The sequence below is a fragment of the Pseudomonas sp. P8_229 genome (genome assembly GCF_034008635.1).
Classification (GTDB): Bacteria; Pseudomonadota; Gammaproteobacteria; order Pseudomonadales; family Pseudomonadaceae; genus Aquipseudomonas.
On record NZ_CP125378.1, the window covers coordinates 2,363,709 to 2,380,441 of the forward strand.

Below are 16,733 nucleotides of genomic sequence, written 5' to 3' on the forward strand. Positions count from 1 at the left end.
ATCCCCGATCGGTTGCGCAGCAGCCGTAAACCCTGTCAGCTCAGTCTACCTGTCAGCGCGCAGGGGGTGGCTTCGCCACCCATCGGGGATAAATCCCCTCGCCACAGAAGTGTGCTCCGCAGGGGGATGCCATAGCAGGCAGAAAGTATTTATGTGTACAACTTTTTATATTTAGCTGGAACAATCTGCTGGTTTTTTGAGAACATCCCGTTCCGCGACGTGACCGCAATGCGTCATGAGGTCGCAGAACGACGTAATTAGTCTGATTTTCACAAGCGCAACTCATCATGTAGTATGCCGCAGCGCGCACTACATAACGCTGGATCGATGTCTGCCCAAGGCACGTTCGCAACCTTGAAAGCCCCGTCAGCAAGGCCCCCAAGCCGTTGATTGGTCCCAGCCCAGCCGCCAGCAATGGCATGTACTGGTCGGAAGGTTTGTGGTTTAAATGGCCAGAGGCTTCATTGTTAAATTGAAGAGCTGAAAAGCGAAATAGCTGAGCAGAGTGAGGCAAGCAATGACTGAACACGTTCAAGTCGGTGGCCTGCAGGTCGCCAAAGTCCTGTTCGACTTCGTGAACAACGAAGCCATTCCCGGTACCGGCCTCACCGCCGACAAATTCTGGGAAGGTGCCGACAAGGTCATTCATGACCTGGCACCGAAGAACAAAGCCCTACTCGCCAAACGCGATGACTTCCAGGCTCGTATAGACGCCTGGCATCAGGAACGCCACGGTCAGGCGCACGACGCCGTGGCCTATAAAGCCTTCCTGCAAGAAATCGGTTATCTGCTGCCAGAAGCGGCTGACTTCCAGGCAACGACGCAAAACGTTGATGATGAAATCGCCCGTACCGCCGGCCCGCAACTCGTTGTACCGGTGATGAACGCCCGCTTCGCTCTCAATGCTTCGAACGCCCGCTGGGGTTCGCTGTACGACGCCCTCTACGGCACCGACGCAATCAGCGAAGACGGTGGCGCGGAAAAAGGCAAAGGCTACAACAAGGTACGTGGCGACAAAGTCATCGCCTTCGCCCGTGCCTTCCTCGACGAAGCCGCACCATTGGCCGCCGGCTCCCACGTCGACTCCACCGCTTACAAGATCGTTGACGGCAAACTACTGGTCTCCCTCAAGGGCGGCAGCAACACCGGCCTGCGCAACGACGCGCAACTGATCGGCTTTCAGGGCCCGGCAGACGCGCCAATCGCGATCCTGCTGAAACACAACGGTCTGCACTTCGAAATCCAGATCGACGCCACCACTCCGGTTGGCCAGACCGACGCTGCCGGCGTCAAAGACATCCTGATGGAAGCGGCGCTGACCACCATCATGGACTGCGAAGACTCCGTGGCCGCCGTCGATGCCGACGACAAAGTGGTGATCTACCGCAACTGGCTCGGCCTGATGAAGGGCGACCTGGCGGAATCCGTGTCCAAGGGCGGCCAGACCTTCACCCGCACCATGAACCCGGATCGCACCTACACCGCGCCGAAGGGTGGCGAGGTGACCCTGCACGGCCGTTCGCTGCTGTTCGTGCGTAACGTTGGCCATCTGATGACCATCGACGCGATCCTCGACAAACACGGTAACGAAGTGCCGGAAGGCATTCTCGACGGTCTGGTGACTTGCCTCGCGGCGATGCACAACCTCAACGGCAACACCTCGCGTCGCAACACCCGCACCGGTTCGGTCTACATCGTTAAACCGAAGATGCACGGCCCTGAAGAAGCGGCGTTCACCAACGAGCTGTTCGGTCGCATCGAAGACGTGCTGGGCTTGAAGCGCAACACGCTGAAAGTCGGGATCATGGACGAGGAGCGCCGCACCACGGTCAACCTCAAGGCCTGCATCAAGGCTGCCAGCGAGCGCGTGGTGTTCATCAACACCGGTTTCCTCGACCGCACCGGCGACGAAATCCACACCTCCATGGAAGCCGGCCCGATGGTGCGCAAGGCCGACATGAAGGCTGAGAAATGGATCGGCGCCTACGAGAACTGGAACGTCGATATCGGTCTGAGCACCGGCCTGCAAGGTCGTGCGCAAATCGGTAAAGGCATGTGGGCGATGCCGGATCTGATGGCGGCGATGCTTGAGCAGAAAATCGCTCACCCGCTGGCCGGCGCCAACACCGCCTGGGTACCGTCGCCAACGGCTGCTGCGCTGCACGCGCTGCACTACCACAAGGTCGACGTGTTCGCTCGTCAGGCCGAACTGGCCAAGCGTGCCCGCGCCTCGGTGGACGACATCCTGACCATCCCGCTGGCGGTCAACCCAAGCTGGACGCCTGAGCAGATCAAGAACGAACTGGACAACAACGCCCAGGGCATTCTCGGTTACGTAGTGCGCTGGATCGACCAGGGCGTGGGTTGTTCGAAAGTGCCGGACATCAACGACGTCGGCCTGATGGAAGACCGTGCCACGCTGCGTATCTCCAGCCAGCACATCGCCAACTGGCTGCGCCACGGTATCGTCACCGAAGCGCAAGTGATGGAAAGCCTCAAGCGCATGGCGCCGGTGGTCGACCGTCAGAACGCCAACGACCCGCTGTACCGTCCGCTGGCACCGAACTTCGACAGCAACATCGCCTTCCAGGCAGCGGTCGAACTGGTGATCGAAGGCACCAAACAGCCGAACGGCTACACCGAGCCGGTCCTGCACCGTCGTCGTCGCGAGTTCAAGAAGGCCAACGGCCTGTAACCTGCGCTGATTGCCGGACATGAAAAAGCCCTGATCTTTCGATCAGGGCTTTTTCATTGGCCGATAAAATCTGACAACCACTGGAGAACCATTGTGGGAGCGGGCTTGCTCCGGGCGGCGTTCCGACGAAGGTGTCTTGTCTGTCGACATTAATGTTGAATGTCAGTCTGCATTCGCGAGCAAGCCCGCTCCCACCGTTTTTCGGTGGTGCTTGAAAGTCAGGGTTCGATGCCCAATTCGTATTTGACCAGTTCGAGCAACTTGCCCGTATCAACCGGCTTGAGCAAAAAATCCACCACGCTCAGATGCATCGCCGCAATGGCGTCCTTCACATCCGCATCGCCCGAAACGATGATGATCGGCAGCGCCGCCCTGACCGACTCGCGTACCTGGCGGATCAGCTCGAGGCCATCGACATGGCCCATGCGCAGATCAGTGATCACCAGCCCGATCGAAGGTTTTTCGTCGAGCATCTTCAGCGCGGTTTCGCCGCTGGCGGCGGTCATGCAGCGAATCCCGTCCAACGCGAGAATCTCCGACAACAGCTCCCGGGCGTCCTTGTCGTCATCAACGATCAGTACACGCTGCGGCGGCAGGTCGGGTTCGAGCATGACAGCGCTGAGCGCTTCTCGCTCGGCGTCGCTCAAAATATCGTGGTCGGACATGGCGTTCTCTACGTTTTCAAATCAATCACCTGGCATAGTCGTCAGACATCGCTAAGCAGAGCTTCAATGTGCACTTCGTCGGATATTTTTCCAAGAGGCTGACGGCAGAATTTCCGACTGTTTTTGTAGGGCAATTCCCAAATGTGCCCAACGGCAGCGCAAACCTAGACTTACGTCCAATGGGCACCCTGCGCGCAGGGGCCGACCATGGCTGCAACGATCCGACAACAACAATTCAAAAAAGACTGCGGTAATGGTTATGAGTAAAGCGGACGCCTTCACCCAGGCAGGGAAAACCGCGGTGTTGCAGAACATTCAGGGTACCCTGCAATTCCTCCAGCGCTTCCCGCCCTTCAATCAGATGGAACACGCCCACCTGGCTTATCTGGTGGAGCAATGTCAGCTGCGTTTCTACGGCCAGGGCGAAAGCATCATCAAGCCCGCCGACGGGCCGGTCGAACACTTCTACATCGTCAAACAGGGCCGCGTGGTCGGCGAACGTCAGCACATCACCAAGCCCGGCACCGAAACCACCTTCGAGATCACCACCGGCGAATGCTTCCCGTTGGCCGCGCTAATTGGCGAACGGGCAACCCGCACCGAGCATCTGGCGAGCGAAGACACCTTCTGCCTGCAACTGAACAAACCGGCGTTCATCAAACTGTTCGCCCTGTCCAACAGCTTTCGCGATTTCGCCTTGCGCGGGGTCAGCAGCCTGCTCGATCAGGTCAACCAGCAAGTCCAGCAAAAAGCCGTGGAAACCCTCGGCACCCAGTATTCGCTCAACACCCGCCTGGGCGAATTGGCGATGCGCCATCCGGTGACCTGCAGCCCCGACACGCCACTGCGCGAAGCAGTGAAGCTGATGCACGAGCAGCAGGTCGGCAGCATCGTTGCGGTGGATGCACACAAGGCGCCGCTGGGAATTTTCACCCTGCGTGATCTGCGCGAAGTAGTCGCCAATGGCAGCGGCGATTTCAGTGAAACCATCGAGCGGCATATGATCCGCGCACCGTTTTATCTCTCGCCGGATCACAGTGCCTTCGACGCGGCGATTGCCATGACCGAACGGCACATCGCCCACGTCTGCCTGGTCAAGGATCAGCGCCTGTGTGGCGTGGTATCCGAGCGCGATCTGTTTTCCCTGCAACGGGTCGACCTGGTGCATCTGGCCCGGACCATCCGCAGCGCCCAGCGCGTCGAGCAACTGGTGAGCCTGCGTGGCGAGATCGGCCAACTGGTCGAGCGCATGCTGGCTCACGGTGCGTCTTCGACGCAGATCACTCACATCATCACCCTGCTCAACGACCACACCGTGTGTCGGGTAATCGAACTGACCCTCGCCGAAAAAGGCGACCCCGGCGTGCCGTTCAGCTGGCTGTGCTTCGGCAGCGAGGGCCGGCGCGAGCAGACCCTGCACACCGATCAGGACAACGGCATACTTTTCGAAGCCCGGGACGCGGCGCATGCGGCGCAGATTCGCGGCAAGCTGCTGCCCATCGCGCAGCAGATCAACCAGAGCCTGGCGCAGTGCGGCTTCAGCCTGTGCAAAGGCAACATCATGGCCGGCAACCCCGAGCTGTGCCTGTCCCGGGCGGAATGGGCGCGGCGCTTTGCGGCGTTCATTCGCGAGGCCACGCCGGAGAACCTGCTCGGTTCGAGCATCTATTTCGACCTGCGGGTGGTCTGGGGCGATGAGAAAGGTTGCGCGCAGTTGCGCCGGGGAATCCTCGATCAGGTCGGCGACAACCGTTTGTTCCAGCGCATGATGGCCGAGAACGCCCTGCGCAATCGTCCGCCGGTGGGGCGTTTTCGCGAGTTTGTGCTGGCGCGCAAGAACGGCGAGAAAGCCACCCTCGACCTCAAGGTCCAGGGCCTGACACCCTTCGTCGACGGCGCACGCCTGTTGGCACTGGCGCATGGCATCGAAACCAACAACACCCTGGAGCGCTTGCGTCAGCTGGTCGAAAAAGAAGTCATCGAACGGCTCGATGGCGCGGCGTATGAAGAGGCTTATCACTTCATCCAGCAGACGCGCATGCAGCAACACCAGATCCAGACCCGCGAGAACCTGCCCTGGTCGAATCGGGTCGACCCCGACAGCCTCAATCATCTGGACCGACGCATCCTGCGTGAATCCCTGCGCCAGGCCCAGCGCCTGCAAAGCAGCCTGGCCTTGCGGTATCAGCTATGAGCCTGTTCTCGTGGCTGCGACCGGCCAGTCCTCTGCTGTCGGCAGACCTGCAACAGCGTCTGGCACAGCTGCCAGCGATCAGCGAACTGCGCGAATGCAGCCTGCGCCAACAACGCTGGGTAGTGCTGGATCTGGAAACCACCGGGCTGAACCTGAACAAGGATCGCGTGCTGTCGATTGGCGCCGTGGTCATCGAAGACGGCGCGATCGACTTCAGCCAGCAGTTCGAACGCACTCTGCAATGTCGGGAGCTGAAGCTCGGCCCGAGCGTGTTGATTCATGGCCTGGGGCCGAATGCGATTGCCGCCGGCAGCGACCCGGCCGAGGCGCTGCTGGAGCTCATGGAGTTCATCGGTGACAGCCCGGTGCTGGCGTTTCATGCGCCCTTCGATCAGCACATGCTCGGGCGCGCGCTGAAGGAACACCTGGGCTACAAGCTGCAAAATGTGTTTCTGGATGTCGCGGACATGGCGCCGCTGCTGTGCCCGCAGGCGAATATCCGCGAGGCCGGGCTGGATGAGTGGATCGACTGGTTCCGGCTCGAAGTGTTCGAGCGGCACAACGCGAGTGCCGATGCGCAGGCGACGGCGGAGCTGGCGTTGATTCTGTTCAGCCGGGCGCGGCAGCAGCAGATTCACAGTCCGTTGAATCTGCAGCAGCGTTTGAGTCAGTGGAAGCGTCGTCAGCAGGCGCCGTCCTTCTAGATTTTCGGTGCCGGTTCCGGCCCCTTCGCGAGCAAGCCCGCTCCCACAGTTGATCGTATTCCCCTGTGGGAGCGAGCCTGCTCCCACAGTTGATCGCATTCCCCTGTGGGAGCGGGCTTGCTCGCGAAGAACGATGATGCGGTCTTCCTGAGATCACCCGACCAGTGGCCAATTGCTAACCATTCCCACCTCTGCGAGAATCGCGAACAATTCTCGTTGGTTAACATTTCCCAATCGGTGCGTCTGGTGTCGTCAGTCCCAAGCCCTCACAGTGAACTCGTCGGTGCGTTGTATCGCGACCATCGCGGTTGGCTGCTGAGCTGGTTGCGGCGCAACGTGGCGTGCCCGCAGCGGGCCGAAGACCTGAGCCAGGACACCTTCGTGCGTCTGCTCGGTCGCGATGAACTGCTGACGCCGCGCGAACCCCGAGCGTTTCTGGTGGCGATCGCCAAAGGTCTGCTGTTCGACTACTTCCGCCGCGCCGCGCTGGAACAAGCCTATCTCGCCGAATTGATGCTGATCCCCGAAGGCGAACAGCCCTCGGTGGAAGAACAGCAACTGATCCTCGAAGACCTCAAGGCCATCGATCGTCTGCTCGGCAAACTGTCGACCAAGGCCCGCGCCGCTTTCCTTTATAACCGCCTCGACGGCCTCGGCCATGCCGAAATCGCCGAGAAGCTCGGCGTCTCGGTGCCGCGTGTGCGGCAGTACCTCGCGCAGGGGATACGCCAGTGCTACATCGCCCTGTACGGTGAGCCGACATGAGTCCGGCCAGTTCCAAACCGGTCTCGGCCCAGGTGCTGGACGCGGCGATTGCCTGGCAGTTGTCGCTGGATTCCGGCAGCCCGCTGGAGCGCGAAGAGTTCGCCAAGTGGCACGCGGCCCATGAAGAGCACGCCCGGGCCTGGCGCCAGTTGGGCATGCTCGATCAGCGTTTCAGCGTGGCCAGCGGTCCGGCCCGCAACGCCTTGCTGCAATCACGCGAAGGCATTCGGCGCCGGGTGCGCAAGCTGGGCAGTGGTCTGGCGAGCATTGTCGCGGTGGTCGGTGTCGCGCTGCTGGTCGGTGATCGTTATCTACCGCTGGATTACTGGCTCGCCGATCAACGTACTGCCACCGGCGAGCAACGCACGGTGCATCTGGCCGACGGCACCCTGCTCAACCTCAACACCCACAGTGCGGTGGATGTGCGCTTCGATGCCCGGCAGCGGCTGATCGTATTGCAGGAAGGCGAGATCATGGTCGAGACCGGCCATGGCGATGCCCGGCCCTTCATCGTCGAAACCCGCGAAGGCAGCATGCGCGCGCTGGGCACGCGGTTTCTGGTCAAGCGCGAGGAGCAAGGCACACGCCTGAGCGTGTTGCAGTCGGCCGTCGCCGCGCATCCACAAAGCCAGCCCAAAGAACAGATCCTGCGCGAAGGCCAGCAAGTGCTGATCCGCAATGACCGCCTCGACACGATCGCTGCGCTCACGCCCGACGCCGATGCCTGGACCCGCGGCATGCTGGTGGTGGATAACGCGCGGCTGGAAGACCTGGTGCATGAACTGGGGCGTTATCGCCGCGGGTATCTGGGCGTGGCGCCGGAAGTGGCTGACTTGCGCATCACCGGCAGCTTCCCGCTGCACGACACCGACAAGGCCTTGAGCGCCCTGCTGCCGACGCTGCCAGTGCAGATCGAGCAGCACACGCCGTATTGGGTCACGGTGGCGAAGGCTGATACCAAGCCTTAAAAATTCGTTGTCAGGGAAACAGCTATCGCGAGCAGGCTCACTCCTACAGTTGGAATGCGTTCCCCTCTAGGAGTGAGCCTGCTCGCGATAGGGCCATCCGCCGCACTCTAAAATTCCGGCGTGTCATCAGAATCGGCCGCCCCACTCCCCCGTTAATCGAAATTATTTTCATCCAGCCCTATCACTTTTCAATTCTCGTCCGGCACACAGGCAATTGAGAAATATTTCCATTCAGGAGCCTTCGCATGTCCCGTTCGCTAGACACCTTGTTGCGCCCCAGTCTGTTGGCTGCAGCCATCGCATTCGGCACACCGCTGCTCAGCAGCCCGTTGTTCGCCGCTGAGCAGGCGTCCAGTGTGCACGCCTACAACTTGCCGGCAGCGCCACTGTCGACCACGCTGAACCAGATCGCCAGCCAGGGCGGCCTCGCGCTGTCGCTGAACCCGTCGCTGGCCGCCGGCAAGACCTCGGCACCGATCAACGGTCACTACGACGCCGCTGGCGCTCTGCGCGCGGCGTTGCAAGGCACCGGCCTGCAACTGGAACAAAGCAGCACCGGCACCTACACCCTGGTTGCGGTGCCGGAAGGGACACTGGCGCTGCCGGAAACTGCGGTGATCGGCGTGGAAAATCTTGAAAGCGCCTGGGGCCCGGTCGAAGGCTACACCGCCACCCGCACTGCCGCCGGCAGCAAGACCGACACCGCGCTGGTCGAAGCACCGCGTTCGATCTCGGTCGCGACCCGCCAGCAAATGGACGACCGCAGCGTGCACAGCCTCGATGACGCCGTGCGCTATATGCCGGGCATCACCGCCAGCAGCTACGGCAGCGACACCCGCGCCGACTGGCTGCGCGTGCGCGGTTTCGAGCCAACTCAGTTCCTCGATGGCCTGCCGCTGCCAAAAGGCGTGTACGCCAACCCGAAACAGGAAACCTGGAACCTCGATCGCCTCGCCCTGCTGCGCGGCCCGGCCTCTTCCGTTTACGGCCAGACCCCGCCGGGCGGCCTGCTGGACATGGTCAGTCGGCGTCCGAGTGCCGAAGCCAGCAGCGAAATCCAGCTGCAGTACGGCAGCGACAACCACCGCCAGATCAACTTCGCCAGCACCGGCAAGATCGACGACGCCGGGCAGTTTCTCTACGGCATCAGCGGTGTGGTGCGTGACAGCGACACACAGATTGATCACATCGAGAACAAGCGCTACAACATCGCGCCGAGCCTGACCTGGAACATCGACGACGACACCAGGCTCACCCTGCTGAGCCAGTTCACTCGCGACGATACTGGCGTCACCAGCCAGTTCTATCCGATCCAGGGCACCAAGATCGACATGCCGTTCGGCAAGATTTCCCATCACAAGAACCTCGGCGATCCTGACTACGACTACTACGACCGCACCTACTACGCGCTCGGCTATGCCTTTGAGCATCGTCTCAACGACGTCTGGCAGTTCAAGCAGAACCTGCGTTACACCAAGTCGGACCTGTCGTTCCAGACCGTAACCGTGAACAGCTACAACACCCAGTACGCAGGCTACACGGTTGATGATCAGGGCAACGTCGGTCGCGGCACCACCAACGCCGATGAGGACATCAGCCAGTTCGCCGTGGACAACAACTTCCAGGCCGACTTCGCCACCGGCGACATCCGCCATACGCTGTTGCTCGGCCTGGACCATCAGCGCAGCAACACCCACTACACCTCGATCTTCGGCACTGCGCCGGACATCAACCTCAACAACCCGATCTACGGCCAGCCGATCACCCGTCCGCCGCGCTCCAGCGCGTTTTACGATTACGACCAGAAGACCTATCAAACCGGTCTGTACGTGCAGGACCAAATGGCCCTCGATCAATGGCGCCTGACCCTGGGCGGTCGTGAAGACTGGGTACACACCAGCACGAAGTTCATCAACAAGGGCGATGCCACCAACACCCAGCGCGACAAAGCCTTCAGCGGCAACGCGGCGCTCAGCTATGTGTTCGACTCGGGCTTCGTGCCGTACCTGTCGTACGCCGAATCCTTCCAGCCAACCAGCGGTGCCGACTCCACCTCCACCGGTTCGCTCAAACCGACTGAAGGCAAACAATGGGAACTGGGTATCAAGTACCAGCCACCGGGCAGCAAAACCCTGCTCAGCGCAGCGGTGTATGACCTGACTCAGAAGAACGTCTCGGTCAACAACATCGTCAACAACGTGACCATCACCACCCAGGCCGGTGAAGTGAAAGTCAAAGGCCTGGAACTGGAAGCGGTCTCGGACGTGACCGATAACCTGAAAGTCATCGCCGCCTACACCCTGGCCAAGTCCGAAATACAAAATGGCGTGGACAAGGGCAATCGCCTGCAACTGATGCCCAACCAGCAAGCCTCGCTGTGGACCGACTACACCTGGCACTCCGGCGTACTCGACGGTTTCGGTGTTGGCGGTGGCGTGCGTTACACCGGCAACACTTATGGCGACAAGGCCAACACCTGGCTGGGTAAAGCGGACGCCTACACCGTGTTCGACGCCTCCGTGCATTACGACCTCGGCCGCCTCGACAACAGCCTGAAAGGTGCCTCGGTCGCGGTCAACGCCACCAACCTGTTCGACAAGGACTACATCTCCACCTGCGACGGCTACTACTGCTACTACGGCGACCAGCGCAGCGTCGTCGCCAGCGCCACTTACAAGTGGTAAGCGCGTGAGCTGAAACCGGTCCTGTCACCAGGCCGTCCCCCGTGGACGGCTTCGGCGTTTTTGAAGGTCATGAAATGAAAAGTAAAACCATTCGCCGCTGGTCGTTCATCCACACCTGGACCAGCCTGATCTGCACCGTGTTTTTGCTGTTGCTGGCATTGACCGGCCTGCCACTGATCTTCCATCACGAAATCGAGCACCTGCTCGGCGATGCGCCAGTGCTGCGCGAGATGCCGGCTGACACGCCGCACCTGAACCTGGCGCAACTGGTGGAGGCGGCAGAACAACATCGCCCCGGCGAAGTGGTGCAGTACTTCGGTTTCGAAGACGACGAGCCGAACGCCGTACTGACGATCATGGCAAAAACCGCCGGTACCGAGCCCAACTCCTCGCACACCTTCATGCTCGACGCGCGTAGCGGTGAAGCACTGGAAACGCCCGCGGCCAACCGCGGCCTGATGCTGTTCATCCTGCGCCTGCACGTCGACATGTTTGCCGGACTGCCGGGCAAATTGCTGCTGGCGTTCATGGGCTTGCTGTTCGTGGTCGCGATCATTTCGGGCACGGTGTTGTACCTGCCGTTCATGCGCCGCTTGCCGTTCGGCACCGTGCGTCAGGACAAGTCCACCCGCCTGCGCTGGCTCGACCTGCATAACCTGATTGGCGTCGTGACGCTGACCTGGGCGCTGGTGGTCGGCGTCACCGGGGTGATCAGCGCCTGCGCCGACCTGATCATCGCCGCATGGCGCAATGATTCGCTGACCGCCATGGTCGCGCCCTATCGCGACGCGCCAGCGCTCACCCAACTGGCCCCGGCCACCCGCCTGCTGGACATCGCCCGGGACGTGGCGCCGGGGATGAACCCGGACTTCATCGCGTTTCCCGGTACGCGGTTCTCCAGCGAGCACCATTACGCGGTGTTCATGAAGGGCGGCACCCACCTGACCTCGCACCTGCTGACGCCGGTGCTGATCGACGCCAGCACCCTGCAGGTCACCGCCGTGGCCGAGCGCCCGTGGTACATGGACGCCATGGGCATGTCACAGCCGCTGCACTTCGGTGACTACGGCGGCATGCCGATGAAAATCCTCTGGGCAGCCCTCGACGTGCTGACCACCGTCGTCCTCGGCAGCGGCGTGTACCTGTGGCTGGTACGGCGTAAAGCGGCGAAACCGCTGCCGGTGGAGGCTGCTGCATGAAGCCGCGTCAGTCGAATTTCTGGAAGGTGTTCAGCACACCGCTGGTGATTGCGCTGTTGAGTGCGGCGGGGTTGTTTTCGGCGTTGTTGGGGGATGGGGTGTGGGATGCGTTGAGCTGGGTCGGGCTGGGTGTCCCGGCATTTCTGGCCATAAGAGGCTTGTTGCGGCGAAGCTGAAGAACCCTGTAGGAGTGAGCCTGCTCGCGATGGCGCACTGACATTCAACATCAATGTTGACTGACCTACCGCTATCGCGAGCAGGCTCCCCCCTACAAGGGACTGCACAGGGCTTGAGCAAGGCGAGTAACGCGCTATGCTCCCCCCTCACTGTCCTGACCGAGACCCTGCCAATGTCCACCCCCAGCATGACCCTGTTTCACAACACGCTCTCCCCGTTCGTGCGCAAAGTGATGGTGCTGTTGCACGAGACCGGCCAGCAGGATCGAGTCGCCCTGCAAGACTGCGTGCTCAGCCCGGTCAGCCCGAGCGCCGAGCTCAATGTCGACAACCCGCTGGGCAAGATCCCCGCCCTGCGTCTGGCCGATGGCAACGTCATCCATGACAGCCGCGTGATCCTCGAATACCTCGACCAGCAGCACGTCGGCAATCCGCTGATCCCCCGCGAAGGCTCGGCCCGCTGGCGGCGCCTGACCCTGGCCTCGATGGCTGACGGGATCATGGACGCCTCGGTTATGGTGCGTTATGAACTGGTGTTGCGCGCGCCGCAAAAGCATTGGGACGAATGGCTCGAAGCCCAGCGCGACAAGATCCGTCGCGCCCTGGCCTATCTGGAAAGTGACGCCATCGCCGAGCTGACCAGCCATTTCGACGTGGCAGCGATCAGCGTGGCCTGTGCGCTGGGTTACATCGATCTGCGTCATCCGGACCTGGACTGGCGCACCGCCAATCCGCAACTGGCCAACTGGTATTTCGAAGTGAGCCAGCGACCGTCCATGATCGCTACCCTGCCCAAGCCTTAAGGATGCGCCGTCTGTTCCGGCCTCTTCGCGAGCAAGCCCGCTCCCACCTTGTTTTTATGTATGACAGAGAAATCTGATCCAGTACAAATCCTGTGTGAGCGGGCTTGCTCGCGAATGTACCAGCTCGGTTCCACAGGTAAATATCCAATAATCCGCGTCACCAACTCATCCTTCCAGCGCTGGTCCTCGCGCAGACCCAACGACCCGCTCATTGCATCGCCCCCACATCAAACTCCAACGGTTTGGCTGGCTTCTGCCCAATCCCGTACCAGTCCAGTTTGCGCGTCAGCACCATAAACACCCCGAGCAGGCCGAACAGCAACAACGAGCCCATCAGCAGCGCGTAATCCTCAGCGCTCAGCAGCCCATACAGCAGGGCATACAACGCCGCCAATCCGGCAGAAAAACTCAAACCGTGGCGCACGCTGTGCAGCACGTGGCACACGTAAAACCCGATCAGCAACACACAGCCACTGGCTGACAGCAGATACGCAAGGGCAAAGCCGATGTGCTCCGACAACGACAGCAGCAACAGATAGAAGAACGCCAGCGCGACACCGACCAGCGCGTATTGCACCGGGTGCACCGCCAGGCTCTTGAGCACTTCGAACAGGAAGAAACCGGCGAACGTCAGGACAATGAACAGCAGCGCATATTTGATCGCCCGATCACTCTTCAAATACTGATCCACCGGGTCGATGAAGCTCACCCCGAAGCTGCGTCCGTTGAACGTTTCACAGTCTTTGCCCATGACGCAACGGTTCATGGCTTCTTGCAGGTTGGTGGAGAAAAACGAGGTCTGCCAATCGGCGCTGAAACCCTGATCACTGATCTCGCGCTTGGCTGGCAGGAAGTTGCCGATGAAGCTGGGGTGCGGCCAGTTGGCGGCGAGACTGACTTGGCTGGTCTTGCCCACCGGCAGCACCTGCAGCGAACCGGTGCCTTGCAGGCGCAGGTCAAAGCCGAAGGCCAGTTCTGTGGCTTTACCGGTGTCCAGCGCTGGCAGCGTGACCCGCACACCCTCGCCGAGCCATCCCACCTGGGTGCCGGGCACGAAATCCAGGCGCTGGCCGTCGAGTTCCAGCTTCAGCGCATTTTCGATGCCGCGAATATCGCTGATGCCCACCGCCAGAAACGGTGCATCGAACTGGTAATCAGAGAAGTCTTCCTTGATGCCCAACTGCGCCGGCAACGAGAAATGCCCGGTGATGCGATTGTCGACATGGAACAGTCGCGCTTCGTAAATGCCTCGGGCGCGCAGTTCGGTTTGCACTTGTCCATCGAGCTCAAAACGCTCCGGCAAAAAATACAGGCGCCCGCGTTCTTCACCGAGCTCTTCATAGCGCTTATTGGTTTTCTCGTTGGTCTTCCAGGTGCGCACGACCTTGCGATACGGCACCACCATCACCGGCCCGCTCAACTGCTGGCTGTAGCTGGAGCTACGGGCGATGTCTTCCAGCACACCGTCGCGCAATTGCTGGCGGTCGTCGATGATGCCGTCAATCATCAGCAACGGGATCAGCAACAGCAGAATCAACAGGGCAATGGCCCCCAGCTTTATGGTCAGACTCTTGTTCATGGGACTCTCCCTGTTTGGATGGGGCAGAGTCTGGTTGGGCTTTGTGGGAGGAATATGGGGCGATTATGGAGTTTGTGTGGAGACAGTCATGGCCCCATCGCGAGCAGGCTCACTCCTACAGTTGATCGCATTCCCCTGTAGGAGTGAGCCTGCTCGCGATGGCGGCGACGCGGTTTCAAGGCAGGCGCACAGTCACTTCCACGCCGCCCTCAACGTTGCGGATATGCATGAAACCGCCATGCAACTTCACCACTTCTTCAACGAAATTCAGCCCCAGCCCAGTGCTTTTGCGTCCACTGTCCGGACGCGGCAGCGAGTAAAACCGCTCACTCAGCCGCGGCAAGGCGTACTCGGGGATTGGTGCCGCCTCATTGAATAAACGGAACTCGACTTGCTCCCCGACTCGCTCGGCACTGAAACGCAGTAACCCGGCGACCGGGGTGAAATCCAGCGCATTCTCCAGCAGATTGCCCAGCGCCTGACGCAGCAGAAACGGTTCGCCGATCAGCAACAGATCCGGTGCAATCGTCTGCTCGATCTTGAGCCGTCGACCTTCGACTCGCGCCGCCTGGGCCCGCAACAATTCATCGACCAACGCCGCCAGCGGCACCGCCACGCGCTCTTCCAGTCCCTGACGCTGCTCAACTTGCGCCAGGTTCAGCAGCCGCTCGATCAACTGCTGCATCCGCGCACTTTCACTGTCGATGTTACCGACAAAGCGCAGGCGCTGGATCGGCGGCATATCCCCCTGCAGCAACTCCGCCGCACCGCGAATCGCCGCCAGCGGACTTTTCAATTCATGGGTCAGGGTGTGCACGTAGCGCTCGACGTAGGCCTTGCCTTCCAGTTGGGTGCGCATCTGCTCCACCGCCGTGGCCAGTTGCTCCAGCTCGCCGCCACGGTAATGCGGCACTTCGACTCGACGCCCTTCACTCACTGCCTGGGCGTAGCCAGTCAAACGGTGCAGCGCTCGGCTCAACCACCAGGACAGCAATGCACCGAACAGCAATCCCAGGCCAATCAGCCCGGCGCCGTAAAACAGCAAGCGCCGCTCGGTACGATCGACGTAAGGCTGCAATGAGCTGTTGGGTTTCGCTACGGTGACCACGCCGATGATTTTGCCGTTGTCGCGGATCGGCGCACCGACGTGCATCACCGAAGAGTTCGCATCATTCGGATCGCTGCGGCTCGACCGTGCGCCGTACTCACCTCGCAAGGTCAGGTAGACGTCGTTCCAGCGCGAATAATCCTGACCAACCGCCACCCCGCTGGAATCCAGCACCACGATGCCTTTGGCGTCGGTGACGTAGATGCGGTGGTTGACCTGGTTTTTCGGCAAGCCCCAGATCGTCGCCTGCGGCTGGCGCTCGCCGTAGGCACGCAACAATTCGGGCCAGCGGTTCTCGCTGAGCGTCCCGGCCTTGAAATCATCACGCAGGATTTCCGCCATCAGGTTGGCGGTGTCAACCAGGGTTTCTTCGGTGGACTGGCGCACGCCAGGGCGGATTTCTTCCATCACCGTGTTGAGCACGAAGTAACCGGTCAGACCGATAAACAGCACATACACCAGAAAGATCCGCAGCCCCAGCGACATCAGCTGTGCCCCGGGCTGTAGCTGTAACCGAGGCCGCGATGGGTCTGGATCGGCTCGGCATCGGCACGCACCAGACGCAGTTTGGCGCGCACGCTTTTGATATGGCTGTCGATACTGCGCTCGTAACCGGCGTCCGCCGCCACGCCCAGCGCGTCGAGCAACTGCTCGCGGCTGAACACTCGCTGCGGTTGTTCGAGCAGGCACTGCAACAGACGGAATTCGTGACGGGTCAGGCTCAGTGCCTGGCCCCGGTAGGTGATCAGCACACGCTCGGGATCGATGCGAAACACGGCCGAAGCGGCTTCCACCGCAGGACGCGGCGCCATGCGCTTGAGAATCGCCCGCACCCGCGCCGCGACTTCCCGTGGGCTGAACGGCTTGACCACGTAATCGTCGGCGCCGATCTCCAGCCCCACCACCCGATCGATCTCGGCGTCCCGGGCACTGAGGAACAGCACCGGCACTTCGCTGAAGCGCCGCAGCTGTTTGCAGGTTTCGAAACCGCTGATGTCCGGCAGGCCGATGTCGAGGATGATCAGATCGGCCGGGGTTTGCCGCTGATGCTCCAGCGCCGCTGCGCCGAGGCTCAGCCACGTGGTGGTGAACCCCTCGCCCTGCAGGGCAAAAATCAGCGTGTCGGCAATCGCCGCTTCATCTTCGACAATCAGGATATGAGGCATGGCATCCGAGCCCATGGGTTAAGTGCG

General features: G+C 61.1%; 13 protein-coding genes. 9 read left to right on the forward strand and 4 right to left on the reverse strand.

The window, feature by feature from the left end:
- Positions 1-517 precede the first annotated feature (517 nt).
- Complete coding sequence (locus QMK55_RS10760; RefSeq protein ID WP_320329147.1) at positions 518-2,695, forward strand: malate synthase G; 2,178 nt, start codon at positions 518-520, stop codon at positions 2,693-2,695.
- Positions 2,696-2,913: 218 nt separating this feature from the next.
- On the opposite strand, the gene QMK55_RS10765 is transcribed toward QMK55_RS10760, so the two are convergent.
- Positions 2,914-3,360: a response regulator gene (locus tag QMK55_RS10765; RefSeq protein WP_102356265.1), complete on the reverse strand. Its 447-nt coding sequence runs from the start codon at positions 3,358-3,360 to the stop codon at positions 2,914-2,916.
- A gap of 259 nt (positions 3,361-3,619) precedes the next feature.
- Here QMK55_RS10765 and QMK55_RS10770 point away from each other — a divergent pair, with 259 nt between their 5' ends.
- The 8 genes from QMK55_RS10770 to QMK55_RS10805 all read left to right on the forward strand — a co-directional run bounded on the left by QMK55_RS10770 (position 3,620) and on the right by QMK55_RS10805 (position 12,853).
- The gene (locus QMK55_RS10770) at positions 3,620-5,554 is read left to right on the forward strand and encodes a putative nucleotidyltransferase substrate binding domain-containing protein (RefSeq protein WP_320329148.1); all 1,935 of its coding nucleotides are present in this window, start codon (positions 3,620-3,622) and stop codon (positions 5,552-5,554) included.
- A complete protein-coding gene (locus QMK55_RS10775; RefSeq protein WP_320329149.1) occupies positions 5,551-6,258 on the forward strand; it encodes a 3'-5' exonuclease in 708 nt (235 codons plus the stop codon). Before QMK55_RS10770 ends, QMK55_RS10775 begins: the two co-directional genes overlap by 4 nt.
- A gap of 246 nt (positions 6,259-6,504) precedes the next feature.
- On the forward strand, positions 6,505-7,023 hold the full coding sequence (locus QMK55_RS10780; RefSeq protein WP_045122847.1) for an RNA polymerase sigma factor: 519 nt from the start codon (positions 6,505-6,507) through the stop codon (positions 7,021-7,023).
- Positions 7,020-7,991 (forward strand): FecR family protein, encoded by a 972-nt coding sequence (locus QMK55_RS10785; RefSeq protein ID WP_320329150.1) that lies wholly within the window; start codon positions 7,020-7,022, stop codon positions 7,989-7,991. The genes QMK55_RS10780 and QMK55_RS10785 overlap by 4 nt, the downstream gene beginning before the upstream one ends.
- A gap of 245 nt (positions 7,992-8,236) precedes the next feature.
- A complete protein-coding gene (locus QMK55_RS10790) occupies positions 8,237-10,675 on the forward strand; it encodes a TonB-dependent siderophore receptor (protein WP_320329151.1) in 2,439 nt (812 codons plus the stop codon).
- Between the two features lie 74 nt (positions 10,676-10,749).
- Positions 10,750-11,874 carry a PepSY domain-containing protein gene (locus tag QMK55_RS10795; protein ID WP_320329152.1) on the forward strand — a complete coding sequence of 375 codons (1,125 nt, stop codon included), beginning with the start codon at positions 10,750-10,752 and terminating at the stop codon, positions 11,872-11,874.
- The gene (locus tag QMK55_RS10800; RefSeq protein WP_102358903.1) at positions 11,871-12,050 is read left to right on the forward strand and encodes a hypothetical protein; all 180 of its coding nucleotides are present in this window, start codon (positions 11,871-11,873) and stop codon (positions 12,048-12,050) included. Before QMK55_RS10795 ends, QMK55_RS10800 begins: the two co-directional genes overlap by 4 nt.
- Positions 12,051-12,223: 173 nt before the next feature.
- Positions 12,224-12,853, forward strand: coding sequence for a glutathione S-transferase (locus QMK55_RS10805; RefSeq protein WP_102358904.1), 630 nt, complete (start codon positions 12,224-12,226; stop codon positions 12,851-12,853).
- 208 nt (positions 12,854-13,061) lie between these two features.
- Here the strand turns inward: QMK55_RS10805 and creD are convergent, their stop codons facing one another.
- From creD to creB, 3 genes are all read right to left on the reverse strand, one after another.
- A complete protein-coding gene (creD, locus tag QMK55_RS10810; RefSeq protein WP_320329153.1) occupies positions 13,062-14,432 on the reverse strand; it encodes a cell envelope integrity protein CreD in 1,371 nt (456 codons plus the stop codon).
- 175 nt (positions 14,433-14,607) lie between these two features.
- Positions 14,608-16,026: a two-component system sensor histidine kinase CreC gene (creC, locus tag QMK55_RS10815; RefSeq protein ID WP_102358907.1), complete on the reverse strand. Its 1,419-nt coding sequence runs from the start codon at positions 16,024-16,026 to the stop codon at positions 14,608-14,610.
- Complete coding sequence (gene creB / locus QMK55_RS10820) at positions 16,026-16,706, reverse strand: two-component system response regulator CreB (RefSeq protein ID WP_102358918.1); 681 nt, start codon at positions 16,704-16,706, stop codon at positions 16,026-16,028. Before creB ends, creC begins: the two co-directional genes overlap by 1 nt.
- Positions 16,707-16,733: the final 27 nt, after the last annotated feature.

What these genes read in the sequence shown, in the direction of transcription:
- QMK55_RS10760 (WP_320329147.1), top strand. Translation starts at nt 518, where the DNA reads ATGACTGAACACGTTCAAGTCGGTGGCCTGCAGGTCGCCAAAGTCCTG.
- QMK55_RS10765 (WP_102356265.1), bottom strand. Translation starts at nt 3,360, where the DNA reads ATGTCCGACCACGATATTTTGAGCGACGCCGAGCGAGAAGCGCTCAGC.
- QMK55_RS10770 (WP_320329148.1), top strand. Translation starts at nt 3,620, where the DNA reads ATGAGTAAAGCGGACGCCTTCACCCAGGCAGGGAAAACCGCGGTGTTG.
- QMK55_RS10775 (WP_320329149.1), top strand. Translation starts at nt 5,551, where the DNA reads ATGAGCCTGTTCTCGTGGCTGCGACCGGCCAGTCCTCTGCTGTCGGCA.
- QMK55_RS10785 (WP_320329150.1), top strand. Translation starts at nt 7,020, where the DNA reads ATGAGTCCGGCCAGTTCCAAACCGGTCTCGGCCCAGGTGCTGGACGCG.
- QMK55_RS10790 (WP_320329151.1), top strand. Translation starts at nt 8,237, where the DNA reads ATGTCCCGTTCGCTAGACACCTTGTTGCGCCCCAGTCTGTTGGCTGCA.
- QMK55_RS10795 (WP_320329152.1), top strand. Translation starts at nt 10,750, where the DNA reads ATGAAAAGTAAAACCATTCGCCGCTGGTCGTTCATCCACACCTGGACC.
- QMK55_RS10800 (WP_102358903.1), top strand. Translation starts at nt 11,871, where the DNA reads ATGAAGCCGCGTCAGTCGAATTTCTGGAAGGTGTTCAGCACACCGCTG.
- QMK55_RS10805 (WP_102358904.1), top strand. Translation starts at nt 12,224, where the DNA reads ATGTCCACCCCCAGCATGACCCTGTTTCACAACACGCTCTCCCCGTTC.
- creD (WP_320329153.1), bottom strand. Translation starts at nt 14,432, where the DNA reads ATGAACAAGAGTCTGACCATAAAGCTGGGGGCCATTGCCCTGTTGATT.
- creC (WP_102358907.1), bottom strand. Translation starts at nt 16,026, where the DNA reads ATGTCGCTGGGGCTGCGGATCTTTCTGGTGTATGTGCTGTTTATCGGT.
- creB (WP_102358918.1), bottom strand. Translation starts at nt 16,706, where the DNA reads ATGCCTCATATCCTGATTGTCGAAGATGAAGCGGCGATTGCCGACACG.